Source organism: Paractinoplanes toevensis (genome assembly GCF_018332695.1).
GTDB classification, from domain to species: Bacteria; Actinomycetota; Actinomycetes; order Mycobacteriales; family Micromonosporaceae; genus Actinoplanes; species Actinoplanes toevensis.
The window spans coordinates 82,270-103,643 of the sequence record NZ_BOQN01000052.1; the positions used below are offsets into that span (position 1 = coordinate 82,270).

Annotated in this window: 24 protein-coding genes; 11 read left to right on the forward strand and 13 right to left on the reverse strand. The window is 72.0% G+C overall.

The window, feature by feature from the left end:
• Positions 1-2: 2 nt before the first annotated feature.
• Genes Ato02nite_RS20115 through Ato02nite_RS20125 form a run of 3 tightly spaced genes read right to left on the reverse strand, consistent with a single transcriptional unit; the run spans position 3 to position 2,942 of the window.
• Entirely contained in the window at positions 3-887 is an 885-nt protein-coding gene (locus Ato02nite_RS20115) for a UbiA prenyltransferase family protein (protein WP_213008116.1), read from the reverse strand.
• Positions 884-2,308 carry a M1 family metallopeptidase gene (locus tag Ato02nite_RS20120; RefSeq protein WP_213008117.1) on the reverse strand — a complete coding sequence of 475 codons (1,425 nt, stop codon included), beginning with the start codon at positions 2,306-2,308 and terminating at the stop codon, positions 884-886. The genes Ato02nite_RS20115 and Ato02nite_RS20120 overlap by 4 nt, the downstream gene beginning before the upstream one ends.
• Positions 2,309-2,339: 31 nt before the next feature.
• On the reverse strand, positions 2,340-2,942 hold the full coding sequence (locus Ato02nite_RS20125; RefSeq protein WP_213008118.1) for a DUF998 domain-containing protein: 603 nt from the start codon (positions 2,940-2,942) through the stop codon (positions 2,340-2,342).
• 17 nt (positions 2,943-2,959) lie between these two features.
• On the opposite strand from Ato02nite_RS20125, the gene Ato02nite_RS20130 reads away from it, so the two are divergent.
• Entirely contained in the window at positions 2,960-3,790 is an 831-nt protein-coding gene (locus Ato02nite_RS20130) for an SDR family NAD(P)-dependent oxidoreductase (RefSeq protein ID WP_246607236.1), read from the forward strand.
• On the opposite strand, the gene Ato02nite_RS20135 is transcribed toward Ato02nite_RS20130, so the two are convergent.
• The gene (locus Ato02nite_RS20135; RefSeq protein ID WP_213008119.1) at positions 3,787-4,359 is read right to left on the reverse strand and encodes a TetR/AcrR family transcriptional regulator; all 573 of its coding nucleotides are present in this window, start codon (positions 4,357-4,359) and stop codon (positions 3,787-3,789) included. The genes Ato02nite_RS20130 and Ato02nite_RS20135 overlap by 4 nt on opposite strands.
• An 87-nt stretch (positions 4,360-4,446) precedes the next feature.
• On the opposite strand from Ato02nite_RS20135, the gene Ato02nite_RS20140 reads away from it, so the two are divergent.
• Entirely contained in the window at positions 4,447-4,809 is a 363-nt protein-coding gene (locus Ato02nite_RS20140; protein ID WP_213008120.1) for a DUF4267 domain-containing protein, read from the forward strand.
• Between the two features lie 9 nt (positions 4,810-4,818).
• On the opposite strand, the gene Ato02nite_RS20145 is transcribed toward Ato02nite_RS20140, so the two are convergent.
• Genes Ato02nite_RS20145 through Ato02nite_RS20155 form a run of 3 tightly spaced genes read right to left on the reverse strand, consistent with a single transcriptional unit; the run spans position 4,819 to position 7,282 of the window.
• Positions 4,819-5,535 (reverse strand): CPBP family intramembrane glutamic endopeptidase, encoded by a 717-nt coding sequence (locus Ato02nite_RS20145; protein ID WP_213008121.1) that lies wholly within the window; start codon positions 5,533-5,535, stop codon positions 4,819-4,821.
• Positions 5,532-6,452, reverse strand: a complete 921-nt coding sequence (locus tag Ato02nite_RS20150; protein ID WP_213008122.1) for an NAD(P)H-binding protein — start codon at positions 6,450-6,452, stop codon at positions 5,532-5,534. The genes Ato02nite_RS20145 and Ato02nite_RS20150 overlap by 4 nt, the downstream gene beginning before the upstream one ends.
• Positions 6,449-7,282, reverse strand: coding sequence for an alpha/beta fold hydrolase (locus Ato02nite_RS20155; RefSeq protein WP_213008123.1), 834 nt, complete (start codon positions 7,280-7,282; stop codon positions 6,449-6,451). Before Ato02nite_RS20155 ends, Ato02nite_RS20150 begins: the two co-directional genes overlap by 4 nt.
• Positions 7,283-7,640: 358 nt before the next feature.
• On the opposite strand from Ato02nite_RS20155, the gene Ato02nite_RS20160 reads away from it, so the two are divergent.
• Positions 7,641-7,853: a hypothetical protein gene (locus Ato02nite_RS20160; protein WP_213008124.1), complete on the forward strand. Its 213-nt coding sequence runs from the start codon at positions 7,641-7,643 to the stop codon at positions 7,851-7,853.
• Between the two features lie 7 nt (positions 7,854-7,860).
• On the opposite strand, the gene Ato02nite_RS20165 is transcribed toward Ato02nite_RS20160, so the two are convergent.
• Complete coding sequence (locus Ato02nite_RS20165; RefSeq protein WP_213008125.1) at positions 7,861-8,118, reverse strand: hypothetical protein; 258 nt, start codon at positions 8,116-8,118, stop codon at positions 7,861-7,863.
• 69 nt (positions 8,119-8,187) lie between these two features.
• Positions 8,188-8,712: a GyrI-like domain-containing protein gene (locus Ato02nite_RS20170; RefSeq protein ID WP_213008126.1), complete on the reverse strand. Its 525-nt coding sequence runs from the start codon at positions 8,710-8,712 to the stop codon at positions 8,188-8,190.
• Between the two features lie 71 nt (positions 8,713-8,783).
• On the opposite strand from Ato02nite_RS20170, the gene Ato02nite_RS20175 reads away from it, so the two are divergent.
• A complete protein-coding gene (locus Ato02nite_RS20175; protein WP_213008127.1) occupies positions 8,784-9,377 on the forward strand; it encodes a GNAT family N-acetyltransferase in 594 nt (197 codons plus the stop codon).
• Here the strand turns inward: Ato02nite_RS20175 and Ato02nite_RS20180 are convergent.
• Positions 9,359-10,189 (reverse strand): DUF1028 domain-containing protein, encoded by an 831-nt coding sequence (locus Ato02nite_RS20180; protein ID WP_213008128.1) that lies wholly within the window; start codon positions 10,187-10,189, stop codon positions 9,359-9,361. The two genes, Ato02nite_RS20175 and Ato02nite_RS20180, sit on opposite strands and share 19 nt — an antisense overlap.
• 37 nt (positions 10,190-10,226) lie before the next feature.
• Between Ato02nite_RS20180 and Ato02nite_RS20185 the strand changes: the two genes are divergently transcribed.
• Positions 10,227-11,396, forward strand: a complete 1,170-nt coding sequence (locus Ato02nite_RS20185; RefSeq protein WP_213008129.1) for a Rieske 2Fe-2S domain-containing protein — start codon at positions 10,227-10,229, stop codon at positions 11,394-11,396.
• Positions 11,397-11,518: 122 nt separating this feature from the next.
• On the opposite strand, the gene Ato02nite_RS20190 is transcribed toward Ato02nite_RS20185, so the two are convergent.
• Positions 11,519-13,312 (reverse strand): nucleoside-diphosphate sugar epimerase/dehydratase, encoded by a 1,794-nt coding sequence (locus tag Ato02nite_RS20190; RefSeq protein WP_246607237.1) that lies wholly within the window; start codon positions 13,310-13,312, stop codon positions 11,519-11,521.
• 158 nt (positions 13,313-13,470) lie between these two features.
• Here Ato02nite_RS20190 and Ato02nite_RS20195 point away from each other — a divergent pair, with 158 nt between their 5' ends.
• Genes Ato02nite_RS20195 through Ato02nite_RS20215 form a run of 5 tightly spaced genes read left to right on the forward strand, consistent with a single transcriptional unit; the run spans position 13,471 to position 19,111 of the window.
• Entirely contained in the window at positions 13,471-14,895 is a 1,425-nt protein-coding gene (locus Ato02nite_RS20195; protein WP_246607238.1) for a tyrosine-protein kinase domain-containing protein, read from the forward strand.
• The gene (locus Ato02nite_RS20200; protein ID WP_213008130.1) at positions 14,892-15,890 is read left to right on the forward strand and encodes a glycosyltransferase family 2 protein; all 999 of its coding nucleotides are present in this window, start codon (positions 14,892-14,894) and stop codon (positions 15,888-15,890) included. Before Ato02nite_RS20195 ends, Ato02nite_RS20200 begins: the two co-directional genes overlap by 4 nt.
• The gene (locus Ato02nite_RS20205; protein ID WP_213008131.1) at positions 15,887-16,561 is read left to right on the forward strand and encodes a sugar transferase; all 675 of its coding nucleotides are present in this window, start codon (positions 15,887-15,889) and stop codon (positions 16,559-16,561) included. Before Ato02nite_RS20200 ends, Ato02nite_RS20205 begins: the two co-directional genes overlap by 4 nt.
• 4 nt (positions 16,562-16,565) lie before the next feature.
• On the forward strand, positions 16,566-17,870 hold the full coding sequence (locus tag Ato02nite_RS20210; RefSeq protein WP_213008132.1) for a lipopolysaccharide biosynthesis protein: 1,305 nt from the start codon (positions 16,566-16,568) through the stop codon (positions 17,868-17,870).
• Between the two features lie 38 nt (positions 17,871-17,908).
• On the forward strand, positions 17,909-19,111 hold the full coding sequence (locus Ato02nite_RS20215; RefSeq protein ID WP_213008133.1) for an O-antigen ligase family protein: 1,203 nt from the start codon (positions 17,909-17,911) through the stop codon (positions 19,109-19,111).
• Here Ato02nite_RS20215 and Ato02nite_RS20220 read toward each other — a convergent pair.
• Positions 19,080-19,721: a response regulator gene (locus Ato02nite_RS20220; protein WP_213008134.1), complete on the reverse strand. Its 642-nt coding sequence runs from the start codon at positions 19,719-19,721 to the stop codon at positions 19,080-19,082. The genes Ato02nite_RS20215 and Ato02nite_RS20220 overlap by 32 nt on opposite strands.
• Before the next feature lie 53 nt (positions 19,722-19,774).
• Between Ato02nite_RS20220 and Ato02nite_RS20225 the strand changes: the two genes are divergently transcribed.
• Positions 19,775-20,200, forward strand: coding sequence for a DUF6582 domain-containing protein (locus Ato02nite_RS20225; RefSeq protein ID WP_213008135.1), 426 nt, complete (start codon positions 19,775-19,777; stop codon positions 20,198-20,200).
• Here Ato02nite_RS20225 and Ato02nite_RS20230 read toward each other — a convergent pair whose 3' ends face one another.
• Positions 20,201-21,085, reverse strand: a complete 885-nt coding sequence (locus Ato02nite_RS20230; RefSeq protein ID WP_213008136.1) for an arginase family protein — start codon at positions 21,083-21,085, stop codon at positions 20,201-20,203.
• Positions 21,086-21,374: the final 289 nt, after the last annotated feature.

Consider the following 21,374-nt stretch of genomic DNA (forward strand, 5'->3'; position numbering starts at 1 on the left):
CATCATAGGGACACATAGGCCAGGGCGAAGCCCGCCGTCGGGATGCCGAACAGCACGGAGACGACCGCCAGCCGGGCGATCGTCGGCCGTCGGGTGAGCACCGCGTACGCCCCGAACAGCACCGGCGCCATCACCAGTTGCGGGATCAGCGTCGAGCGGGGCACCAGAACGTCGACCGCCGCGCAGAGCAGCGAGAAGACAAGAGCCGCACCCCAAAGGACCAGCCCGAGACGGTACGCGAGGCGGGCGCCGAACCGGACGGCGAACGTGGTGTCCGCCGCGATGGTGTCCGCGGTCAGGTCGGTCACCGTGGTGGGCACGTAGAGCGCGGCCGCGAACAGCACGCCGATCAGCCCGAACTGCCACGGGAACTGCCACGGGTCGCGGGTGATCGACCAGCCGGCGGCGGGCGAGACGAGCCCGACCACGAGCGCGTTGACCGCGACGTCCCAGCCGGGCCGGGCCTTCAGGCGCAGCGGCGGCACGCTGTACGCCCAGCCCAGCAGGAGCACGCCGGCCACCCCGAGCACGAACAGTGTCCCGACGACCAGTGCGGCACCGACCGCGGCGAGCGCCGTGCCGTAATACCACCGGCGCAGCCGCCCGGCCGACACCGCGCCGGTGACCAGCGGCGCGGTCGCCTTGCGCGGGTTCTCCCGGTCGCTGGGCAGATCGTTCAGGTCGTTCTGGGCCAGGACCGCGCCCCAGATCAGCGGGCCCAGGACCAGCAGCGCGACCAGCGCGCGCCCGGTGTCGGCGCGAGCCGGCAGCCAGGCGTGACCGGCCAGGACGGTGCCGAGATAGGCCGGCACCCACGAGACGGGCCAGAACCAGGGCCGGGCCACCGCCACCAGCAGCACCACCGGACGTTGCGACAGCGTCGTCATGCCCGCATCTTCGAACCATGGCCCTGTGCCCGCGCTGAGACCGTGTCCCGGCTGGGCTTCACCGGTGTGTACAGCCAGGCCTGGAAGAACGCGTCCAGGTGGCGGCCGGAGATCCGGTTGGCCAGTGCGATGAACTGCGCGGTGTCGCCGTTGCCGTACCGGTGGATGGTGGGCCAGGCGCGCAGGATGCGGAAGAAGGTGGGGTCGCCGACGGTCGCGCGGAGTTGGTGCAGCGTCATCGCCCCGCGCAGGTAGACCTCCGGCGTGATGACCGGAACGCCCGGGTCACCCGGCGGCAGTTTCCAGAGTTCGTCGTCGTCGGGGAAGGCGTCGTACAGCGCGTCGAACGTCTCCTGCGCGGTGCCCTCGCCGACGTGTTCGGACCAGAGCCATTCGGTGTACGTCGCGAAGCCCTCGTTCAGCCAGATGTCCTGCCACCGGGCCAGGGAGACGCTGTCGCCGAACCATTGGTGCGCGTTCTCGTGCACGACGACGCCCAGGTCGGGGCCCCGCTGGAACTGTCGCGTCCCGTACGCCGGCCGGGTCTGGGTTTCCAGCGAGAACGGCAGCACGCCGGGTGGGGTCACCACGCCGCCCTCGGCCTCGAACGGGTACGGCCCGAAGAGGCTGCTCTCCCAGTCGACGATCTCCGTGGTGCGGCCGACACTGGCCCGGGCGGCCGCGGCGATCTCCGGGGTCAGCAGCCGCGAGTAGGCGTAGATCACCGGTCGCCCGTCCGGTGTGCGGGTCTGCTCCACGTCGTACTGCCCGATGGCGAGGAAGGCCAGGTAGGTGGTCATGGGCTTGGCCGAGTGCCAGCTCCACCTGGTCCAGCCGGGGCTTTCCAGTGCCGGCGGGCGCGGCATGGTGCCGTTGCTGAGGACCTCGACGCCGTCCGGAACGGCGACCGAGATGTCGAAGCGGGCCTTGTCGGCGGGATGGTCGTTGGAGGGAAACCACCACCACGCCGCTTCCGGCTCGCCGACCGCGAGCGCGCCGTCGGGCGTCCGGAACCAGGCGGTGAACCCGGCGCCCACCTCGGTCGACGGCACGCCCGAGTAGGTGACCCGCACCGTCATGGGGTGGCCCCGGCGCAGCGCCCGCGCCGGCGTGACCACCAGCTCGTGGTCGCCGCGCCGGACGAAACCGGCGGGCCGGCCGTCGACCACCACGGATCGGACGTCGAGCAGGAAGTCGAGGTCGAAGCTGCTCAGGTCCTGCGTGGCCCGCGCGCTGATGGTGGTGCTGCCGGAGAGTTCGTCGGTGGCCGGCTGATAACGCAGACGAACGTCGTAATGCTCGACGTCATACCCGCCGTTGCCGTAGTCGGGGTAGTAGGCGTCGCCGATGCCGGCGGCACCGGGCGCGGGCACGGACAGGAACACCGCAAGGGCGCTCACCACCGCTGTCGGCCATCCCATGCCCGGGACAGTATCCAAGTTCGTTGATCGTTTATGCCCCGTCCAGGGCGGTACGGTCGGACGCGGTGAGCAGGGCGGTGCCGACCAGCCAGCTCACGGCGACGACGAGCAGAATCCGCTCCAGCAGCGCGCCCGTCGTGCCGCGCCCGGCGAGCAGCATGGTCAGGCCGAAGACGGCACTCAGCGGCAACGTCAGCGTCAGGGCGGCGGCGGTCAGCCGCCGGATCGCCGGGCGCGCGGCCGCCTTCCAGGTCAGGGCCATCGCACCGGCCAGGACGGCCATGCCCAGGATGCTGGCGCCGGTGTGCACGAGATCGGCGGGTGTCGTCGGCTCGTAGGGCGGCAACGGGCATCGATCGGTGCACGGCACGGCGCTGGAGGTGCCGGCCAGCACGGCCGCGACCAGCAGAAGAAGCCGGGCCCGCCGCAACGCCCGGCCGAGGAGCGCGACGCCGGCGGCAAGAAGGACCAGACCAAGGCGATAGACCATGGCGTACGGGTGACCCGCCGCGCCCGCCTCGCTGACATAACCCTGCCACCAGGGTTCCGGCGCGGCGATCAGCGCGTACAGCATGAGGCCCGCGCCGCCGGTGACCGCGAGTCCGGACGCGGCGGCGAGCCGGTTCCTGGTCATGCCCTCATCATGATCGTATGCGGCGAACTGTGGTGGTGACGGGCGCGAGCTCGGGGATCGGACTGGCCGGGGCGGTCGCGCTCGCCCGGGCCGGTGATGACGTCGTGCTGCTCGGCCGGGATCCGCGACGGCTGGCCGACGCCGTGTCCCGGGTCCGCGAGGCCGGGGGCCGGACGCCGGCGTCGTACCGGGCCGACTTCGCGGTGCTGGACGAGGTCCGTGCGGCGGGCGCGGCGATCACGGCCGGGCACGAACGCGTCGACGTGCTGGCGAACAACGCGGGTCTGCTGACCTCGGTGCGCCGCCCCACCGCCGACGGCCACGACCCGACCGTACAGGTCAATCACCTGGGTGGGTTTCTGCTCACCCACCTGTTGCTGGACCGGTTGCGGGCCGCCGCCAGGCCGGCCGCGCCGGCCCGGATCGTGACGACGTCCTCGCTGGCCGAGGCGTGGGGCACGCTCGACCCCGACCGCCCGGGCCGCCGCCAGTTCAGCCGCTGGCTGGCGTACGGGGCAAGCAAGCAGGCCAACATTCTGATGACGGTGGAGGCGGCCCGCCGCTGGACCGGTCTCGGCATCGTGGCGACGTGTTTCTTTCCCGGGCTGGTCCGCAGCGGCTTCGGGCGGCAGAGCCCGTCCTTCACCGTGGCGAGGCTCGCGCCCGGCCTGTTCCGCTCCAGCGAGCAGGGCGCCGACACCCTCGTCTGGCTGGCCACCGACCCGGCGGCGCTGGTCCCTGGCGGTTACTTCGCCGGGCGTACGCCGTTCCCGGCGACCGGCCGCTCGACCGACCCGGACCGGGCGCGCCGCCTGTGGCAGTCGAGCCTCGCGGCGGTCGGCCACTAGGCGTTGAAGCCCTGCAGCAGCCGGGCCAGCCGCCGCTGGTGGCCTTCCGGGCGGAGGCGACCGCCCCGGGTCAGCGTCATCAGCCCGTGCAGGCCGGCCCATAGGACCTCGGTGCGCACGTCGAGGTCGTCGTCGCCGGCCAGGGGGCGCAGGGCTTCGCGGAGCTCGCCGAACCCCTCCTGCAGCGCGGCCGGTGTCTCCGGACTCGCGAAGGTCAGATCGACGGCGTTGGTGAACATGGCCTCGTACAGCACCGGCCGGGTTTCGGCGAAATGCGCGTACGCCCCGGCGGCCGCGGCCAGCGCGGCCTGCGGTCCGGCCGCGGAGGTCCGGGCGGTCCGCAGTTCGGCGGCGAGCTCGGCGAAGCCTTCGACGGCCACGGCCGCCATGATCGCGTCCTTGCCCTTGAAGTGGCTGTACAGCACCGGCTGGCTGTACTCGATCTGCTCGGCGAGCCGGCGGGTGGTGACCGCGTCCCAGCCCTCGGCCTCGGCCAGCTCGCGGGCGGCACCGACGATCAGCCGTTCCCGCTCCTGGCGTTCCCGCTCACGACGCTCTCGAATTGCCATGACAGCAATCCTAGCGCCACTAGCGCGCCTAGCACGGTGGTGCTAGCTTTGCTCCCATATCTAGCAGCGCTAGCAAAAGGAGTTGTCGTGCTTACTTCGATCGCCTACGGGCTCGCCATCGTGCTCAACCTCTTCATCATCTTCATCGGCGCCCGGTTCCTCCTGGTGCCGCAGGAGGCCGCGGCAGGTTACGGCGTGCCGTCCCAGCCGAGCGCCTATCTGTCGGTCAAGGGCGTCCGCGACCTCACCTACGGCCTGGTCGGCCTGGCCCTCCTGGCCTTCGTGGGGGCGCCGGCGGAGGCGTGGTTCATGCTCCTCGTCGCCCTCGCACCGCTGGGCGACACGCTGATCGTCCTGCGCAACGGCGGCACCAAGGCGGTCGCCTTCGGCATCCACTTCGCCACCGCGGTGACCGTCCTGATCAGCGCCGCCCTGCTCTTCGCCGTCTGACGCTCAGGCCTACCGGTGGATCAGGGCGGGCAGCGCGAACACCATCGTCGCCGACCAGGTGACGTGGGTCAGGATCGGGGCCAGGATGCCGCCGGACGCGCGGCGTTGCAGGGCCAGGACCAGGCCGAGCAGGAACGCGGCGAAGACCAGCATCAGGTTGCCGGTGGCGACGGTCGCCGCCGCATAGATCACGGTGGAGATGAGTACGGCGTGCCGCCGCCCGATCGCCGCGAACAGCGCGCCGCGGAAGAAGACCTCCTCGGCCACCCCGTTGAGCAGGGTGACCGCCACGATCGGCACGATCGCGCCGTACCGGGCGTGGGCCAGAACGCTGTTGACGAGCTCGCGCAGCGGCGGCAACTCCCGGACGACCAGCGAGCCGGCCACGAAGATGCCACCCAGCACCAGCCCGGTCACGATCGGCGTGAGAACGGGACGCCGCAGCCGGCCACGGAACGCGATCCGGCCCAGGTGCAGCGGCCCGGACAGCAGCGCGCCCCCGACCCAGGTGAGCGCGACCAGCACGGTCAGCAGGTAGAAGACGTCGTCGCCCGGGCGCACCGACAGCGAGAACCCGAGCAGCACGGCGCCGGCCACCAGGGTGAGCGCGACGACGGCGCGGCGCCTGCGGAAATCCCGGTCCGTCTGGTGGTGGTCGCGCTCCACCTGGTCGATCAGGGACGGCCCGACGGCCCGCCGGGCGCGACCCAGCCAGGCCGAGGTCACCGTGCCGCCCGCGCCCGCACGTGCCCGGTGGCCTTGGCCCGCTCGGCCAGAGCGAGCCGCACCGCCTCGTCGTAGCCGATCGGCTCGCCCGGCAGGAGCCGGGTGATGGCGTCATCGCGCACGACGACCTCGGTGGCCATCGAGTCGACCAGGTTGCGGGCCGTCGCGAGGTCGACGTCGGTGACGAACTTCAGCCAGGCCGACGACAACCGCGGTGTCAGCAGCGGCACGGTGAGGTTGGGCAGCCGGCTGCCCCGGATCCGGGCCACGCGTTGCAGCATGTCGATGTACCGCAACACCTCCGGGCCACCGATCTCGTAGGTGCGGCCGCGGGCTTCCTCCGGCTCCAGCACCCCGGTGAGGTAGCGGACCGCGTCCGGCAGGGCGATCGGCTGGGTGCGGGTGCGTACCCAGCGCGGGGTCACCATCGCCGGCAGCCGGTCGGCGAGCTGCCGGGTGATCTCCCAGGAGATGCCACCGTGCCCGATGACCACCGCGGCCCGCAGCACGGTGACCGGCACCGGGCCGGCCCGAAGAATCTTCTCGACCTCACGACGGGAACGAAGATGCGCCGACAGCTTGCCGTCACCGGAGCCGAGACCCCCCAGGTAGACGATCCGTTCCAGATGCGCCGCGGCCGCCGCCTCGGCGAAGTTGCGGGCGGCGTCGGCGTCGCGGTGCTCGAAGTCGTCCGACCCCAGCGAGTGAACCAGGTAGTAGGCGGCATCGGCCCCGGCGAACGCCCTCGCCAGGCCGGCCGGATCGGACACGTCCGCCTCGACCGGCTCGCCCGCACCGCGGTATTCCCGCGGGTGCCGGGTCATCGCGCGCACCCGGTAACCGCCCTCGGCGAGACGTGCCGCCACATGGGAGCCGATGAATCCGGACGCGCCGCTTACCAGAACCGTCTTGGTCACAGCCCCCTACTACCCTCATCACCGCCGACATCCCGCATCGACCGGCTCCGGTCGAGCCACTCCCCCATCAGGGCGGTGAAGAGCGCCGGCTGTTCGATCTGGAGGTTGTGGCCGGCCACGTCGAGGATCGCGAACGTCGCCCGCGGGTAGTGCGGCAGCAGGGCGAACTGGTCGGCGTAGCCGACCACCTGGTCCTGCCGGCCGGTGAGGATCAGCGTCGGCCGGGTGAACGGCTCGCCGGCCTCCGGTGATCGGCTCAGCGCCCACCGCTGCTCGACCCGGTCCAGCACCGCGTGATCGGCCACGTCGAGGCCGGTCATGATCTCGTCGCGGAAGCGCCGCGCGGTCTCGGGCGTCTGGACGACCGCCACGTCCGCGAACTCGGCGGCGGTGCGCGCGTCCAGGCCGGCGACCACGGCCGGGTCGGGCCGGAGCACGCTCGGCTCGGGCAGGGTGCGCTCCGAGCGGTGGACCCGGGTGCCGATCGGGCAGATCAGTGCCAGCCCGAGCACCTGCCCGGGCCGGTCGCGGGCCAGGGCCCGGCTGAGATAACCGCCGTAGGACTCGCCGACCAGCAGGAACGGCGAGTCCCCGATGCGTTCGTCCACAAAGGCGGAGACCGCGGAGAGTACGTCGTCGGAGCTCGCGATCGACTCGTCCGCCCGGGACGCCCCCATGCCGGGCAGATCGGGATAGAGCCGGCGGTAGCCGGGGCGATCGGCGAAGACCGGCTCGAGGCAGCCCAACATCAGCCGGTGGTCGGCGGTCCAGCCATGCACGGCCAGCACCGGCGTGCCGGTGCCTCTCTCGGCGAAACTGAGCGTGGCCATGCGTCGATCGTCGCACCAGGGCTCGGACGGGCATCAACCGTTCATCGGATGCCGCCGGTTCGGTGCCGGGCCGGTCGGATGACCGATAGCGACGGGATGGCGCCCGGCTGCCAGCTTGCGTCCGCAAGACGGTCACGGTGGTCTCTGCCGGCGCGGCGGTCGCCTGCGGCTGGTTCGGGGCAGCCCGGCGGGGCTGGGAACGGCAGTGGCGCGCGTTCGCCGCCGCCTGTCTCGCGGCGACCTCGGCCGGTCAGGGCGTGTGGACGGCGTACCAGGTCAGCGGGCGACCCGAACTGGCGTCGCTGTCCTGGCCCGACCTGGCCAGGTTTTCACCGTCGGGCGAGCACGGGCCGGCGGGGTGGCCCAGCCGGCGGACCAGGAGCCTGAACCGCCGGACGACACCGAGTTCGATCGCAAGATGCGCGTCTATGTGCTGTTTCTGCGCGATGAGCATCGGCTGCAGATCGATCGGCTGCAGCGGGCCGGGAACCGCACCGCGCTGTGGACGTTTCTCGGCGGTGCCGTGCTCGGCGTTCTCGGTAACGTTGTCGTCGCCGTCTTGATGGGATGAGCGCTGCTCAGCGCCTGCGCCGGTAGTCGTCGATGGTCATGGCTACTGCCGCTACCGCCACGATCGCGCAGGTCATCGCGACGCCGCGGGCGCCCCAGGCGACCATCGCCACCGACAGCAGGCCCCACACCACGGCGCCGACTGCCAGCACCGTGATCAGTACGGGACGGGGCCATTGTCTCGGCACCCGCCTCAGGGACGGGTAGTCGGTGGTCAGTCGCTCGACGATCTGCTCGAACTGGCGCTGCCTGTCCTCGGTGGCCATCTGCTCGCCCTTTCGCCTCCGGGCACTGCTTCCCCGCGGATCGCAGGTTACCCCGGAAACCTGTGATGTTCACAGGATCCGGATGGTGGAGTCACGATGCGACCGATCCGCCGATGCGCCGGCCAGCCGGATACCCAGCTCGATCTGCCATCGTGTCTTCATCCGCTCGGTGCGTGGATCGGTCAGATATTCCTCGTAGCGGCAGCCGAACCGGTCCCCGGCCGGGTCCTCGGCGACGTCCATGGCCAGCTCGTGGGCCCGGATCCAGTCGATGAGGGTGCCGTTGGCGCGGCGGCCGTGCCCGACGTAGGTCATCGTCGCGTACCGGCCGGCCGGCAGCACACCGGGGCGGATCCGGCCGGCCGCCGGGAAGGGCCGCTCGGTGACCACGCCGACCTCGATGTCCATCGGGCCGTCCATGTCCACCACGTGCAGGCGGAAAAAGGTACGGCCGGTGCCCACGTCGTACGCGTAGAGCTCTTTCATCAGTTCGTCGCGAACCGCGAACATGCCCCGGAACGGGGTGGTCACCCGGATGCCCGCGTAATGCCGGTCGGGTTTCTCGACGACCGCGGGGGCCGTGATGATCTCCATGGAGCTCCTTCGCGTCGGCGAGAGTCGGCGAGAGTCGGCGAGAGTCGGCGAGAGTCGGCGAGAATCGTGCCATGACCCGAGACATCATGACGTCCCCGACCATCGCGACCGGCACGCTCGCCGGGAGCCCGCAACCGGTGCTGACCGGGGACGGGCTGGTCCTGCGGCCGTGGGAGGACGGGGACGCGGAGGTCTTCCTCGCTGCCTACCGGGACCCGGCGGTGCGGCGCTGGCACCCCCGGCAACCCGGCAGCGCCGAGAACGTTCTGGCCTGGTTCGCGCGGTACCGGCAGGACTGGGCGGATGAGCAGGGTGGTCACTGGGCGATCACCCGCGGGCCACAGGTGCTCGGGCGGATCGCGATGCGCGGGTTCAACCTCGACGACGGGCTGGCCGGCTGCGCCTACTGGGTGCTGCCCGAGGCTCGCGGCGCCGGGGTCGCGCCGGCCGCCCTGCGGATGCTGAGCGAGTGGGGGTTCGGCGTGGCCGGGTTCCACCGGCTGCACCTGGCGCACTCGACCCGGAACCCGGCCTCCTGCCGCGTCGCGACCAAGGCCGGGTTCGTCCTGGAGGGCACCATGCGCAGCGAGGCCGTGCACGCCGACGGACGGCACGACATGCACCTGCATGCCCGGATCCGCACCGATCAGGCGGACCGCAGCTGATCGAGGACCAGCGGGTCGATCGCGCCGGTCACGATGCGTTCCTCCAGGTTGGCGATGCCGGCCCAATCGGCGAGTACGGCGTCCAGGTCCTCGCCGGTGTGCCCGGCCCGGGACAGCAGGCCGCGCACCTCCTCGGCCACCACGCCGGTGAGCGGCAGCAGCGTGGCCGGGTCGGGGCGCTCGAAGTACATCGAGTGCAGTTCCAGCAGCCGCAGCAGCTCGGCGACCGGGTCCGGGTGGTCGTCGACGCGCAGGTCGACCCAGACGTCACTGGTCCCGCCGTACCCCATGCCCTTGGCCACCACCAGAACCGCCGCGCTCTGCCGGCCACGACGGTCTCCGCCGGCGAGGTCGCCGGCGCGCAGCGCGGCGAGCAGCCGGTACGCCAGGCGGGGCTCGGCCGCCGACGCCTGCCAGGCCACCTCCATGCCGTCGACCACCTGCGGACCGGCCAGCATGTTCCCCTGGATCGCGTAGCCGTCGCCGGCCGTGCCGCCGGCCCACGGGTGGCAGTCGGTGCCGGTGAACGTGCCGCCGTCGCCGTCCGGGCCGACCACCCCGACCTGCCGCTGCGCGAGCGGGCCCTGATCCGCGGCGGTGAGCCCCGCGACGACCGAGGCCGCCGGGACGCCGGTGGACAGGAGGGCCAGGGCCTGCGGCCGGTAGGCGAGGTTGGCGTAGGACTGGGTGGCCACCGCGCCCACCGAGGCCAGGGCGGCGGGGACGGCCGCGCCCGCCCCGAGGAATTTGCTGGCGACGGCCACTCCGTGGGCGAGCCCGTCGGCGGAGCGGGCCACGATCGAAAAGGTCATGGCGCATTCTGTAACACCGGGGGCGCAGACTGGCCGCATGGAGTGGTTACCGATCGCGCGGGCCGCCGACGTGAGCACCCGGCCGCTGGCCGTGACGGCCGCGGGCGTACCCCTCGTGGTGTTGCGCCCGGAACCGGACGCCGAGCCGGTCGTGTTCGCGGACCGGTGCCCGCACCGTCTTGTTCCGCTCTCGGCGGCGAAGGTGGAGAACGGCCGGCTCCGGTGCGCCTATCACGGGTGGGAGTTCGACGCGTCCGGGCAGTGTGTGGATCTGCCGTCGCAGGAGGGTGCGCCGCCGCCGCGGGCGAGCCTGCCGCGCGGGCCGCAGGTCCGGGTCCGGGACGGCATAGTGGAAATATCCGGTTTGCCCCCGGCGGACCCCGCTGAGCTGTTCACCAACGAGGACGAATCCCTCCTGCGCGCCTGGCACCCGGTGGGCATAGTCGGCAAAGACGACATGTCCGAAGTAGAGCTCCTCGGCACGAAATATCGTCCCGGCGAGGAACGCACCCAGGAACGCTGGGGACTGCTCTGGCTCGCCCCGCGGGAACCGGCGGTCGAGCTCTTCGACGACCCCGACCACGACGACGCGAACTACGTCGGCGCCTGGCTGCCGCCCGCCCGCAGTCCGGCCTCGGCCGGGATCGTCGCCGACAACTTCCTCGACGTGGCCCACTTCCCGTTCGTGCACGCCAAGACCTTCGGCGCGGCCGAAGAAAAAATCGTCGAACGGTACGCGGTGACCGACGAGCCGTGGGGCTGCCGCAGCGTGCAGGACCAGTGGTTCGACAACCCGGCGGACCCCGGGGTGGCCGCCGGTCTGCGCCCGGTGCGGCAGAGGCGCCGGGCGACCTATGTCTACCGCGCGCCGTTCCAGCTTATGCTGCGCCTCGAGGAGCTGGACGCCGGCGCGGTCAAGACGATCCTGTTCTTCGCCCAGCCCGAGTCGCTGACCAGCACCCGGATCTACACGAAGATGCTGTTCCACGGGATCGGCGGGGTCGCCGACCCGCCGCCCGACGTGATCCGCTCCGAGGTCGCCTTCGAGGAGGCGGTGCTGGAGGAGGACCTGGAACTACAAAGGACGCTACGGTTGCCGGGGCTGCCGCTGCGCATGCGCGACGAGTTGCACGTGCGCGCCGACCTGCTCGGCGTCCACATGCGACGAGTGCTGACCAGATTGAAAGAAGAGAGCCAACCCGCATAGTCGCCGGCCGCCGCCCTCGGCCGGCCGGCTAGGACTGAACGCTACGGCGCCCGGTCCGGAAGTGCTGCGGGCGGGGACCGGTGGTTGCCGCGACCGTCCCCGCTCGCAGCACGACCCGCGAGTCAGGCGGCCGGCCGCAGGGCCCGCCGGGCACACAGATCGGACAGCGTGGCGGCGATCTCGACCGGATCGGCGTCGACGTTCAGCTCGCGCACCAGCGCCGGGTCGAGCGGCGGCACCTCGACGTGCGAGATCAGCGGGTGGAACGGCCGCTGGTCGGTCTCCCCCGCCCCGAACAGCACCTCGGCGAGCTTCTCCCCCGGCCGCAGCCCGGTGTAGCTGATCTCCACCGGCCGGGGCGCGAGCTGGATCATCTGGCGGGCCAGCTCGGCGATCCGCACCGGCTCGCCCATCTCCAGGACCAGGGCCTCGCCGTCGCGGCCGATGGCGGCGGCCTGGATGACCAGCTGCACCGCCTCCTGGATGGTCATCAGGTAGCGGGTCACGTCGGGGTGGGTCACGGTGATCGGGCCGCCGTCGGCGATCTGGGTGGCGAACGTGGTGAGCACCGAGCCGCGGCTGCCGAGGACGTTGCCGAACCGCACGCTCAGGAACGTGCCCGCGCTGCGCCGGGCCTGGTACGCGGTGAGCCGCTCGGTGATCCGCTTGGCGTAGCCGAGCACGCTGACCGGGTCGGCCGCCTTGTCGGTGGAGATGTTCACGAACCGCTCGACGTCGCCGGCCGCCTCCAGCACGGCCAGGGTGCCCCAGATGTTGGTCTCCACCGCCTCGCTCGGATATCGCTGCAGCAGCGACAGGTGCTTGAGCGCGGCCGCGTGGAACACCACCTGCGGCTGCCGGGTCTGGAAGATGTGCCGCATCCGGCTCGGGTCGCGCACCGAGGCCAGCACCAGCGACGGATCGGTGAGCTGGGCCCGCGGGTCGATCGAGAGCAGCACCGCGAGCAGCGCCGACTCGTCCCGGTCCAGCATGATCAGCTCGGCCGGCCGGAAGCGGTGGATCTGCCGGCACAGCTCGGAGCCGATCGACCCGCCCGCACCGGTGACCAGGACCCGCTTGCCGGTCAGGTAGCCGGCGATCGCGTCCAGGTCGGTGTCGATCTGGTGCCGGCCGAGCAGGTCGGTGATGTCGGCCTCGCGCAGGTCGCGCACGCCGAGGTCGTGGTCGAGGAGTTCGGCGACCGACGGCACGACCAGGAACCGTGCCCCGGCGCCGGTGGTGATGTCGCGGATCGCCCGGACCAGTTCCGCCTCGGCGTTGGCCACGGCGAAGACCACGGTGGTCGCGCCGGTGCGTTCCAGCAGCGCGGGGATGTCCCCTCGCTTGCCCAGGACGGGTACGCCGTGCAGATGCGACCGCCGTTTGCGGGGATCGTCGTCGACCACGCCGATCGGCAGGTAGTGGCCCTTCGGGTCGGCGAGCATCGACTGGAGCAGGTGGCGGCCGGCCGAGCCCCCGCCGAACAGCAGCACCCGGGTCGCGAACCGCTCGTCCGGCCGCGACCGGGCCTGATCGCGCAGCCGCCAGGCGAGCCGGGACGCCAGCATCAACACGAGCGCGGCGATCCCGCCGACCACCGGTGCACCGGCCGGGATCGCGTCGTCGCTGGCCCACATGTCGGCCACCAGGAGCACCGCGACGTTGATCAGGGTGACCCGGATGAGGACCCGGACCTCCTCGAGGGAGGCGAACGCGTGCCGGCCGCGGTAGAGGCGCAGCGCCTGGCCGGCGAGGATCTGCACGGCGATGGCGAGGATGACGATGGGGGCGAGCGCGGCGAGATGGCGGTCCTCGAGGCCGAACTCGTAACGGGCGAGAACGGCGACATAAAGGCCGGCGACCCAGGAGAGGCCGTCCAGGACAGGCGGCATCAGGCGCCTATTCACTTCAGTCACGGCCGCACCTCCGGTCGCATTCGTCGCATTAGGCCGACCGCCGCCGGTTTTTCAGCGTAATCGACCTGTTGTCCGCCAGCGGAACTTCGGGATATCGCCGCACGCTCCTGCCCGGAAGCTTAGTTTGATCGTGAGAACGCGGCCAATGGGAGGGAAGCGTGGAGATACGCGACTACCTCCGGGTGGTGCGGCGGCAGTGGTGGGTGGTCGCCGCCGCGATTCTGGTCGCGCTCAGCGTCACCCAGGTCATCAACAAACGTACGACCCCGGAGTACGCCGCGTCGGCCGTCTTCTTCCTCTCGTCCGCGCGGGACGGGGCGTCGTCGGTGCTCGAGGGCTCGATGTTCGTGGCGGCGCGGCTGAAAACGTACACGGAACTGCTCACCGGCGAACAAATGGTCAAGGAAATCGCCGGGGCGACGAAGAACGGTCTGACAAACGACGAAATCGAGGAACGCATTACGGTGACCACCGACGGTGGCAGCGTATTGCTGACGGTGACGATTACCGACACCGTACCGAGCCGGGCACGCGCCATCGCCGATGTGATTGTCAGCCGGTTCCCGCCGCTGGTGCAGACCCTGGAGAAGCGCACCCCGGAGGCCGGGCCGGCGGTCGTCGTGGAGATCGTCCAGCCGGTGATGCTGGATCCCGAGCCGGTGTCGCCGCGCCCGCTGCACAACGACGCCCTGGCCGTCGCGGTCGGTCTGCTGATCGGCGCGGCGATCGGGGTGATCCGGGAGATCAGCGACAGCTCGATCCGGGTGGCCGGGGTGCTGCCCGCTCTGACCGGCCTGCCGGTGCTGGCCCTGATCCCGGTCGACCGCAAGGTCCGCCGCCGGTTCTTCGGCCGGGAGATCGGCCCGTTCGTCTCGGACAGCCGGTCGGCCCGGGCCGAGGCGCTGCGCCAGCTGCGCACCAACGTCCAGTTCGCCGACCGCGAGAACCCGGTGAAGATCCTCGCGGTGACCAGCGCCATGCCCGGCGAGGGCCGCTCGTCGACCGCCTGCGGCCTGGCCATCCTGTTCGCCGAGGCCGGCCAGCGGGTGCTGATCGTCGACGCCGAACTGCGCCGCCCCCGCCTCGCCGCGTTCCTGGGCCGGGAGGGTTCGGCCGGGCTGACCACGGTGCTGGTCGGCGCGGCCTCGCTCGATCAGGTGTTGCAGCCGTGGGGCACCGGGCTGTGGCTGCTGGCCAGCGGGCACCGGCCGCCCAACCCGAGCGAGCTGCTCGGCTCGGCGAAGATGGAGGAGCTGATCGCCGAGCTCCGCGACCGCTTCGACAAGATCATTTTTGACTCGCCGCCACTGCTGCCGGTCACCGACGGCGCCGTGGTGGCCGCCCGCGCCGACGGGGCGCTGCTATTGGTGCGCGCCCGCAAGACCACCGGCGCCCAGGTCACCGCGGCGGTGCGCGCCCTCGCGGCGGTCGACGCGCGGCTGCTCGGCCCGGTCTTCAACATGGTCGCCGCCCCGCGCCGCCGCCTCGGCCTGCCGACCAGCGCCGACACCACCGGGCCGCCGCTCCCGCCGGTCCCCCGGCCGGGCGGCTGGCACGCGATCGCCCTTAGCGGGGCCGCATGACCAGGCTGCCCTTCCTCAGTGTGGTGATCCCGTGCTGGAACGAGGCCGGCTTCGTAGCCGCGTTCCTCGATTCGGTGCTGGCCAACGACTACCCGGCGGACCGCTTCGAGATCCTGCTGGTGGACGGGATGAGCGACGACGGCACCCGGGAGATCGTGCGGAAGTACGCGGAGACCGAACCGCGCCTGCGCCTGATCGACAACCCGGGCCACAGCAAGCCGGTCGCCCTCAACCAGGGCATCCTGGAATCGCGCGGCGACGTCGTCATCCGGCTCGACGTGCACGCCAGCTACCAGAACGACTACCTGCGCCGGTGCGTGCAGGGCCTGATGGCACACCCCGACGCGGACAACGTCGGCGGCATCCGCCGGGCCCAGCCCCGCGACGACAACCTGATCAGCCGGGCCATCTCGCTGGCCAACACGCACCCGCTCGCGGCCGGCAACGCGAAGTACCGGATCGGCGCGGCCGGCCCGCGCTGGGTCGACACCGTCTTCGGCGGCTGCTACCGCAAGGAGGTGTTCGACCGGATCGGGCTGTTCGACGAACGCCTCGACCGCACCCAGGACCTCGAGTTCAACCAGCGGCTGCGGGCCTCGGGCGGGAAGATCCTGCTGATCCCGGACATCGTCTGCACCTACTACCCGCGCGGCGACTGGCGGGAGTTCGTCGAGTGGACCTACCGGTCGGCGTACTGGGCGTTCCGCGGCAGCCGCATCGTCGGCCGCTGGATCGGTTCCTGGCGCAACTGCGTACCGCTCGGCTTCGTTGTCGGCCTGGCCGGCGCCGCCGCGCTCGGCCCGCACTCGAAGCTGGTGCGCCAGGTGGCCGGGACCGTCCTGGGCACGTACGGCGGCATCGTGCTGGCCGCCTCGGCGCGCGTCGCGTCCCGAGAGCGCGACCCTCGCCTGCTGGTCGCGATGCCGGTGGTCTTCTTCGCCACCCACGTCGCGTACGGCGTCGGCTCGGCCGTCGGCATCCTGGAGCGGCCATGACGACCGAGGATCCGCTCTACGAGGCCGCGAAGCGGGCCACCGACGTCGTGGTGAGCGCCGCCGCGCTGGTCGCCGCCGCGCCGCTGGGCGTGGCCGTCGCCTGGCGGATCCACCGCGACGACGGCGGCCCGGTCATCTTCCGGGGCGTCCGGGTCGGCCGCGGCGGCCGCACCTTCCACATGCTCAAGTTCCGCACCATGGTGGTCGGCGCCGACCAGCTCGGCCTGTACGTCACGCCCAACGACGACCCCAGCCTGACCGGCACCGGGCGGTTCCTGCGCCGGTGGAAGCTGGACGAGCTGCCGCAGCTGGTCAACGTGCTGCGCGGGGAGATGAGCCTGGTCGGCCCGCGGCCGCCGACGGTGTGGGACGCCGACCACTACACCGACGAGGAGCGGCACCTGCTCGACATCCGGCCCGGCATCACCGACTGGGCCTCGATCCGTTATCGCAGCCAGGACACGCTCATCGAGGGACGGCCCGACCCGCACTCGGCGTACTTCGAGCTGATCCGGCCCGGCAAGATGGACCTGGCCATGGCCTACCTGCGGCACCGCAGTTACGTCGTGGACCTGGGCATTCTCGGGCTGACCGCACTGGCCCTGCTGCGCTACCCCCGCACCGACGAACTCCTGCAACGCATGGTGACGTCCGTCCGGGCCCGCGTCTGACATCGTGCCCGCGATCCGCTTGCTGGCCCGCGTGCCGGCCAAGGTGCGGCGCGACTACCTGGCCACGTCCATCGCCCACTGGCTGACCCTCGCCTCCGGCCTGCTGCTGTTCCACCTGGTCGCCGGGCGCGCCGGGGTGGCCGGCTTCGCGTACTACCAGATCGCCCGGGGCGCCGTCTCCACCGTGCAGCCGCTCGCCCTGTTCGGCCTGGTCCAGGCCCTGCACCGGTACCTGCCGCGGGCCGGGCGGAAGGTCCGGGTGCTGGCCCGGCAGGCGTTCATCCTGGAGCTCGCGGCGCTCAACGTGGTCGGCCTGCTCACCCTGGTGCTGGCCGACGACCTGGGCCGGCTGTTCCACATCGGCGGCGGCGAGGAGGTCCGCGCGGTGATGGTGCTGACCGCCGGGAACTGCCTGCTCACCGTCGCGGTGGCCGCCCTGCGCGGCAGCGGCCGGGTGCGCCGCTCCAACTTCACCTCGCTGTGCGGGTACGGCATCCTGCCGCTGATCGCGTTCGTGGTGACCACCCGGATCGACGTCTTCCTCATCCTGCAGGGCGCGTCGATGGCCGCGCTGGCCTGGTGGGGCATCGCCGAGGCCGGCCCGCGCGACGCCGAGCACCTGCCGGCCGGGCCACGCCCGGCGCCTCCGCTGCGCACCCTGGTCCGGTACGGCCTGCGCCGCACCCCCGGCGACATCGCCCTGCCCGGCCTGTTCGCGTTCCCCACGTTCTACGTCGCCGGCACGTCGCACAGCGCGGCCGAGGCCGGCTACATCGGCTTCACCACCTCGGCGATCACCCTGATCTGCTCGGTCTTCGGGATGCTCAGCCCGGTCCTGCTGCCCCGGCTCAGCGGCCACGCCCACGCCGCCGAGGCCACCGGCCGGGGATTCGGCGCCGAGTTGGCCCGCGGCCTGCGCCTGCTGCCGTTCGCGGCGGCCGGCGTGGCCGCCCTGATCAGCCTGATGCTGGTGGTCGCCGCGGCACCGGTGCTGCGCTGGTTCCTGGGCGAAGAGTTCCGCGGCGGCGACGACGTCATCCGCTTCGGCGTGCCGGTGGCCATCCCGCTGGCCATGTTCTACGCGGCCCGCCCCACCATCGACGCCCTGCGCTCGGCGCCGGTGACCACCTGGCTGCTGGTCGGCTGCCTGGCCGCCGAGGTCGGCATCACCGTCGGCGCGGGCCTGCTGCTGCCGGCCTGGCCGGCCGCGCTGGCCGGGTTCGGTGCCGCGGCCGTCGTGCTCGCCGTCTGCTCGTACGTGGCGCTGCTGCACGCCATCCCGTCGCCGGCCCGGAAGTCGGCCCCGTGACGGCCGGCCCCGTGACAGCCGCCGGCCGGCCTAGCCCGGTGATCATCGTGGCCTGCTACGTGGCGACCCTGGCCGGCCACTTCACGCTCACCCGGATGGGCATCTCGGTGCCCGTGCTCAACGACGTACGCGTGCTGTTCTTCTCCGCGGTCCTGATGGCCTTCGCCCTGGAGATCCATCACGCCGGCGTGTATCCGCTGCACACCGGACCGGCCCGGCGGACCCTCCAGCCGGTGCTGATCCTGTTCGGCTACCAGATCCTGTCCGCGACCTGGGCGCCCCGCAACGCGGTCATCAACGACGTGGTCAGCGACCTGGTTGCCATGGTGGTCCTGGTGATCGTCTACACCGCCCTCGCCGAATGGGACCAGCACCGGGTGATCGTGGTGACCATGTACTGCCAGTACGTGGCCGCTTGGCTGTACTTCCTCTACTCCGCGTCCGGCCGCGGAGCCACCGCCGCCGGCCGCTGGACCGCGTTCGGCGGCGGTCCCAACGTGTACGTCCGGGTCATGGTGCTCGGCATGGTCGCGGCGGCGTACTTCTACTTCCGCAGCGGCGGCAAGTTCCTCTGGCTCGCCGCCGCGCCGCTCTTCCTGGTCGGCGCGATCGCGTCCGGCTCCCGCGGCGGCCTGGTCGCGTTCGGCGGGATCGTCATCCTGGCCGGGCCGAGCCTGGTGCGGTTCATGCGGCGGCACGGCGCGATCAAGCCGCTGGCCGCCATCCCGATGGTCGGCGCGGTGGTGTGGCTGCTGTTCGGCGACCAGATCATGTTCCTGATCAACAACCGTTTCCTGGCCGGCACGATCCAGCAGCGCAACACCTCCGACCGGGACGTGCTCTACGAGAAGGGTGCCGGGCTGTTCCTGGAGAGCCCGGTGTTCGGCGTCGGGGTGCACGGCTTCTACGCCATCACCAACCTCGGGCCGGGCGAGAAGTACGTGCACAACCTGCCCCTAGCGGTGGCCGCCGAGGGCGGGGCGGTGGGTCTGTTGTTGCTGCTGGTGGCCCTGTGGGCGCTGCTCAAGGAGTACGCCCGGATCCCGAAGAAGCAGCGGTCCCTGCCCAGCCGGGCGTGCGCGTACTCCGGCATCTTCATCCTCGGCGCGAGCTTCTTCTCCGGCGACTACTACGACCACCGCCTGATGTGGATCTTCTTCCTGCTCGCCGCGGCCGGTTCGCCCGCGGTCGCCGCCCGTCCACCGGCCATCAGCCGCGCAGGAACGCCAGCACCGCCCTGACCCGGCGATGATCGTCGGCGTCCGGCGGCAGGGCCAGCTTGGTGAGCACGCTGCCGATGTGCTTCGCCACCGCCGCCTCGGTCACCACCAGGCGGCGGGCGATCGCCGTGTTCGACCGCCCCTCGGCCATCAGCGCGAGCACCTCCCGCTCCCGCGCGGTCAGCGTGCTCAGCGGGTCCTTGCGGCGCCCCAGCATCTGCCGGACCACCTCCGGGTCGACCACCGTCTGCCCCTGCGCGACCGCGACCAGCGCCTCCACGAACTCGGCGACCTCACCCACCCGGTCCTTCAGCAGGTAACCCACCCCGGCCGACCTGCCCGAGTCAAGCAGCTCGGCCGCGTAGGTCGGCGCCACGAACTGGGACAGCACCAGAACCGGCAGATCCGGGTCGGCGGTCCGCAGCGCGATCGCCGCCTGCAGCCCCTCGTCGCTGAAGCCGGGCGGCATCCGCACGTCGGTGACCACGATGTCGGGCCGGTGCTCGGCGACCGCGGCGACCAGCGCCTCCGCGTCCCCCACCGCCGCCAGCACGTCATGCCCGAACCGGCGCAGCATGCCCGCGACCCCTTCCCGCACGATCAGCCCGTCCTCGGCGATCACCACCCGCACGCCGTTTCCCCCGTTCCGCTTTTGAATCGGCCCGGGCAGGGTATCCGCGAACCATGGCTGGAAAGAAGCGAAGCTCGAACGAACTCGACGCCGCGGACCGCAACGCCATGCGGGACAGCACCTTCGCGTTTCCCCGGGTGCGCAAGGAACCGCTCAACGACGCCCGGCACGTGCGCAACGCGATCGCCCGTTTCGACCAGGTCCAGGACGTCTCCGACCGCGAACGGGACGAGGCCTTCCGCCGAATCCAGCGGGCGGCGTCGAAGTTCGGTGTGGAGATGACCGAGAAGAGCTGGCGAGAGCTGGGCAAGCCGTCGGCCACGAGAAAATCATCGGACAAGCGGCGTACGCCGACCAAGGCCGAACTGTCCTCGGCACCCAGCAAGCGCGAGCTGTACGACGAGGCCAAGCGCCGCGGTGTGCAGGGCCGCTCCACCATGACGAAGTCCGAGCTGGTCAAGGCCCTCGGCCGCGGATAGTCACAGCACCCGGTCGACCAGCTTGACCAGATCGGCCGCGTGCCGCCCGCCGGGGTCGAGGTCCGACCGGAAGTCGGCGATGCTGAAACCGAGCAGGTCGGGTGTGCTCGCCAACGGAGCGAGCACCGCCGCGAGCTGGTCCAGGTCCGGTCCGCCGGGCTGCGGGTAGGTCACCGCCGGCAGGATCGTCGGGTCCAGGACGTCCACGTCGAGGTGAAGCCACATCGGCATCCCCAGTGGGGCGGCCCACGCCGCGGCCCGGCTGCCCGCGCCGTGCGGGTCCCCGATCAACTCCGGTGAGCCGATCGTGAGCAGGCCGGTGGGCAGCCCGGCCAGCTCGGCCGCCGACGCCGGGTCGAGGCCGAGGGTGCGATGTCCGATCAGGGCGACGTGATGGGCCTCGACCATCGGCACCGCCCGCCCCAGGCCGGTGAGGCCGGGCGGCCCGGCTCCGGTGAGCACGGCGAGCTCCAGGTCCGCGGTCTCGCCGGTCTCCGAAGCACGAGCATCGAGGTAGTCGGGGTGGCCGTCCACCATCCACAGTCCGACATCGCCGATGCATTGCCGGGTATGGGCGAAGACGCCGAGGAGAAGGCTGCAGTCACCGCCGACGACCAGCGGCCGCCGCCCGGAATGCGCGCGCATGCCGGCGCCCAGCGAGGCCGCCAGGGCGTGCGCCGCCGCGATGGTTTCCGGCAGGGCCCGAACCCCGGTCCGCTCATCGCGGCGGCAGTCGGAGATGACGGTCGCCGCGTCGCCCAGATCGACGCCGGCGTGCCGGGTCAGGCCGGCCGCCCGCAGTGCCGCGGGACCTCCGGCCTCGCCCCGGCCCGTGCCCGAACAATCCCAGGGCGCACCGAGCAGAAACCAGTCGCGACGGTCCATGCGGTGCCTCCGGTCAGGCCGTGAGCCGAGATCCGACGACGGTGTCCTCGCTGCGAAGTCCGAAGGTGAGTGACACCCGTCCACGGTACGGCGGACCGCCACCCGGCGCCTTCTGCCCAACCGCCCCACGCGAAAGTGGCGCTGCGGCCTCGGCCCGGTCCCGGGCCGCCGCCGGCCGCCACGGAACTCTTCACCGCCCGTACTTCCGGAAGAGCCGGCGGCGGACCGCCCGGCCCGAACCGTGCCGGGCCGGCCTCGGATCTCGCCGAGGCCGGCCCGTTCGTCGCAC

Excerpts from the sequence above, each read along its gene's own strand:
- Ato02nite_RS20115 (WP_213008116.1), bottom strand. The coding sequence starts at position 887 with ATGACGACGCTGTCGCAACGTCCGGTGGTGCTGCTGGTGGCGGTGGCC.
- Ato02nite_RS20120 (WP_213008117.1), bottom strand. The coding sequence starts at position 2,308 with ATGGGATGGCCGACAGCGGTGGTGAGCGCCCTTGCGGTGTTCCTGTCC.
- Ato02nite_RS20125 (WP_213008118.1), bottom strand. The coding sequence starts at position 2,942 with ATGACCAGGAACCGGCTCGCCGCCGCGTCCGGACTCGCGGTCACCGGC.
- Ato02nite_RS20130 (WP_246607236.1), top strand. The coding sequence starts at position 2,960 with ATGCGGCGAACTGTGGTGGTGACGGGCGCGAGCTCGGGGATCGGACTG.
- Ato02nite_RS20135 (WP_213008119.1), bottom strand. The coding sequence starts at position 4,359 with ATGGCAATTCGAGAGCGTCGTGAGCGGGAACGCCAGGAGCGGGAACGG.
- Ato02nite_RS20155 (WP_213008123.1), bottom strand. The coding sequence starts at position 7,282 with ATGGCCACGCTCAGTTTCGCCGAGAGAGGCACCGGCACGCCGGTGCTG.
- Ato02nite_RS20165 (WP_213008125.1), bottom strand. The coding sequence starts at position 8,118 with ATGGCCACCGAGGACAGGCAGCGCCAGTTCGAGCAGATCGTCGAGCGA.
- Ato02nite_RS20170 (WP_213008126.1), bottom strand. The coding sequence starts at position 8,712 with ATGGAGATCATCACGGCCCCCGCGGTCGTCGAGAAACCCGACCGGCAT.
- Ato02nite_RS20175 (WP_213008127.1), top strand. The coding sequence starts at position 8,784 with ATGACCCGAGACATCATGACGTCCCCGACCATCGCGACCGGCACGCTC.
- Ato02nite_RS20180 (WP_213008128.1), bottom strand. The coding sequence starts at position 10,189 with ATGACCTTTTCGATCGTGGCCCGCTCCGCCGACGGGCTCGCCCACGGA.
- Ato02nite_RS20185 (WP_213008129.1), top strand. The coding sequence starts at position 10,227 with ATGGAGTGGTTACCGATCGCGCGGGCCGCCGACGTGAGCACCCGGCCG.
- Ato02nite_RS20200 (WP_213008130.1), top strand. The coding sequence starts at position 14,892 with ATGACCAGGCTGCCCTTCCTCAGTGTGGTGATCCCGTGCTGGAACGAG.
- Ato02nite_RS20205 (WP_213008131.1), top strand. The coding sequence starts at position 15,887 with ATGACGACCGAGGATCCGCTCTACGAGGCCGCGAAGCGGGCCACCGAC.
- Ato02nite_RS20225 (WP_213008135.1), top strand. The coding sequence starts at position 19,775 with ATGGCTGGAAAGAAGCGAAGCTCGAACGAACTCGACGCCGCGGACCGC.
- Ato02nite_RS20230 (WP_213008136.1), bottom strand. The coding sequence starts at position 21,085 with ATGGACCGTCGCGACTGGTTTCTGCTCGGTGCGCCCTGGGATTGTTCG.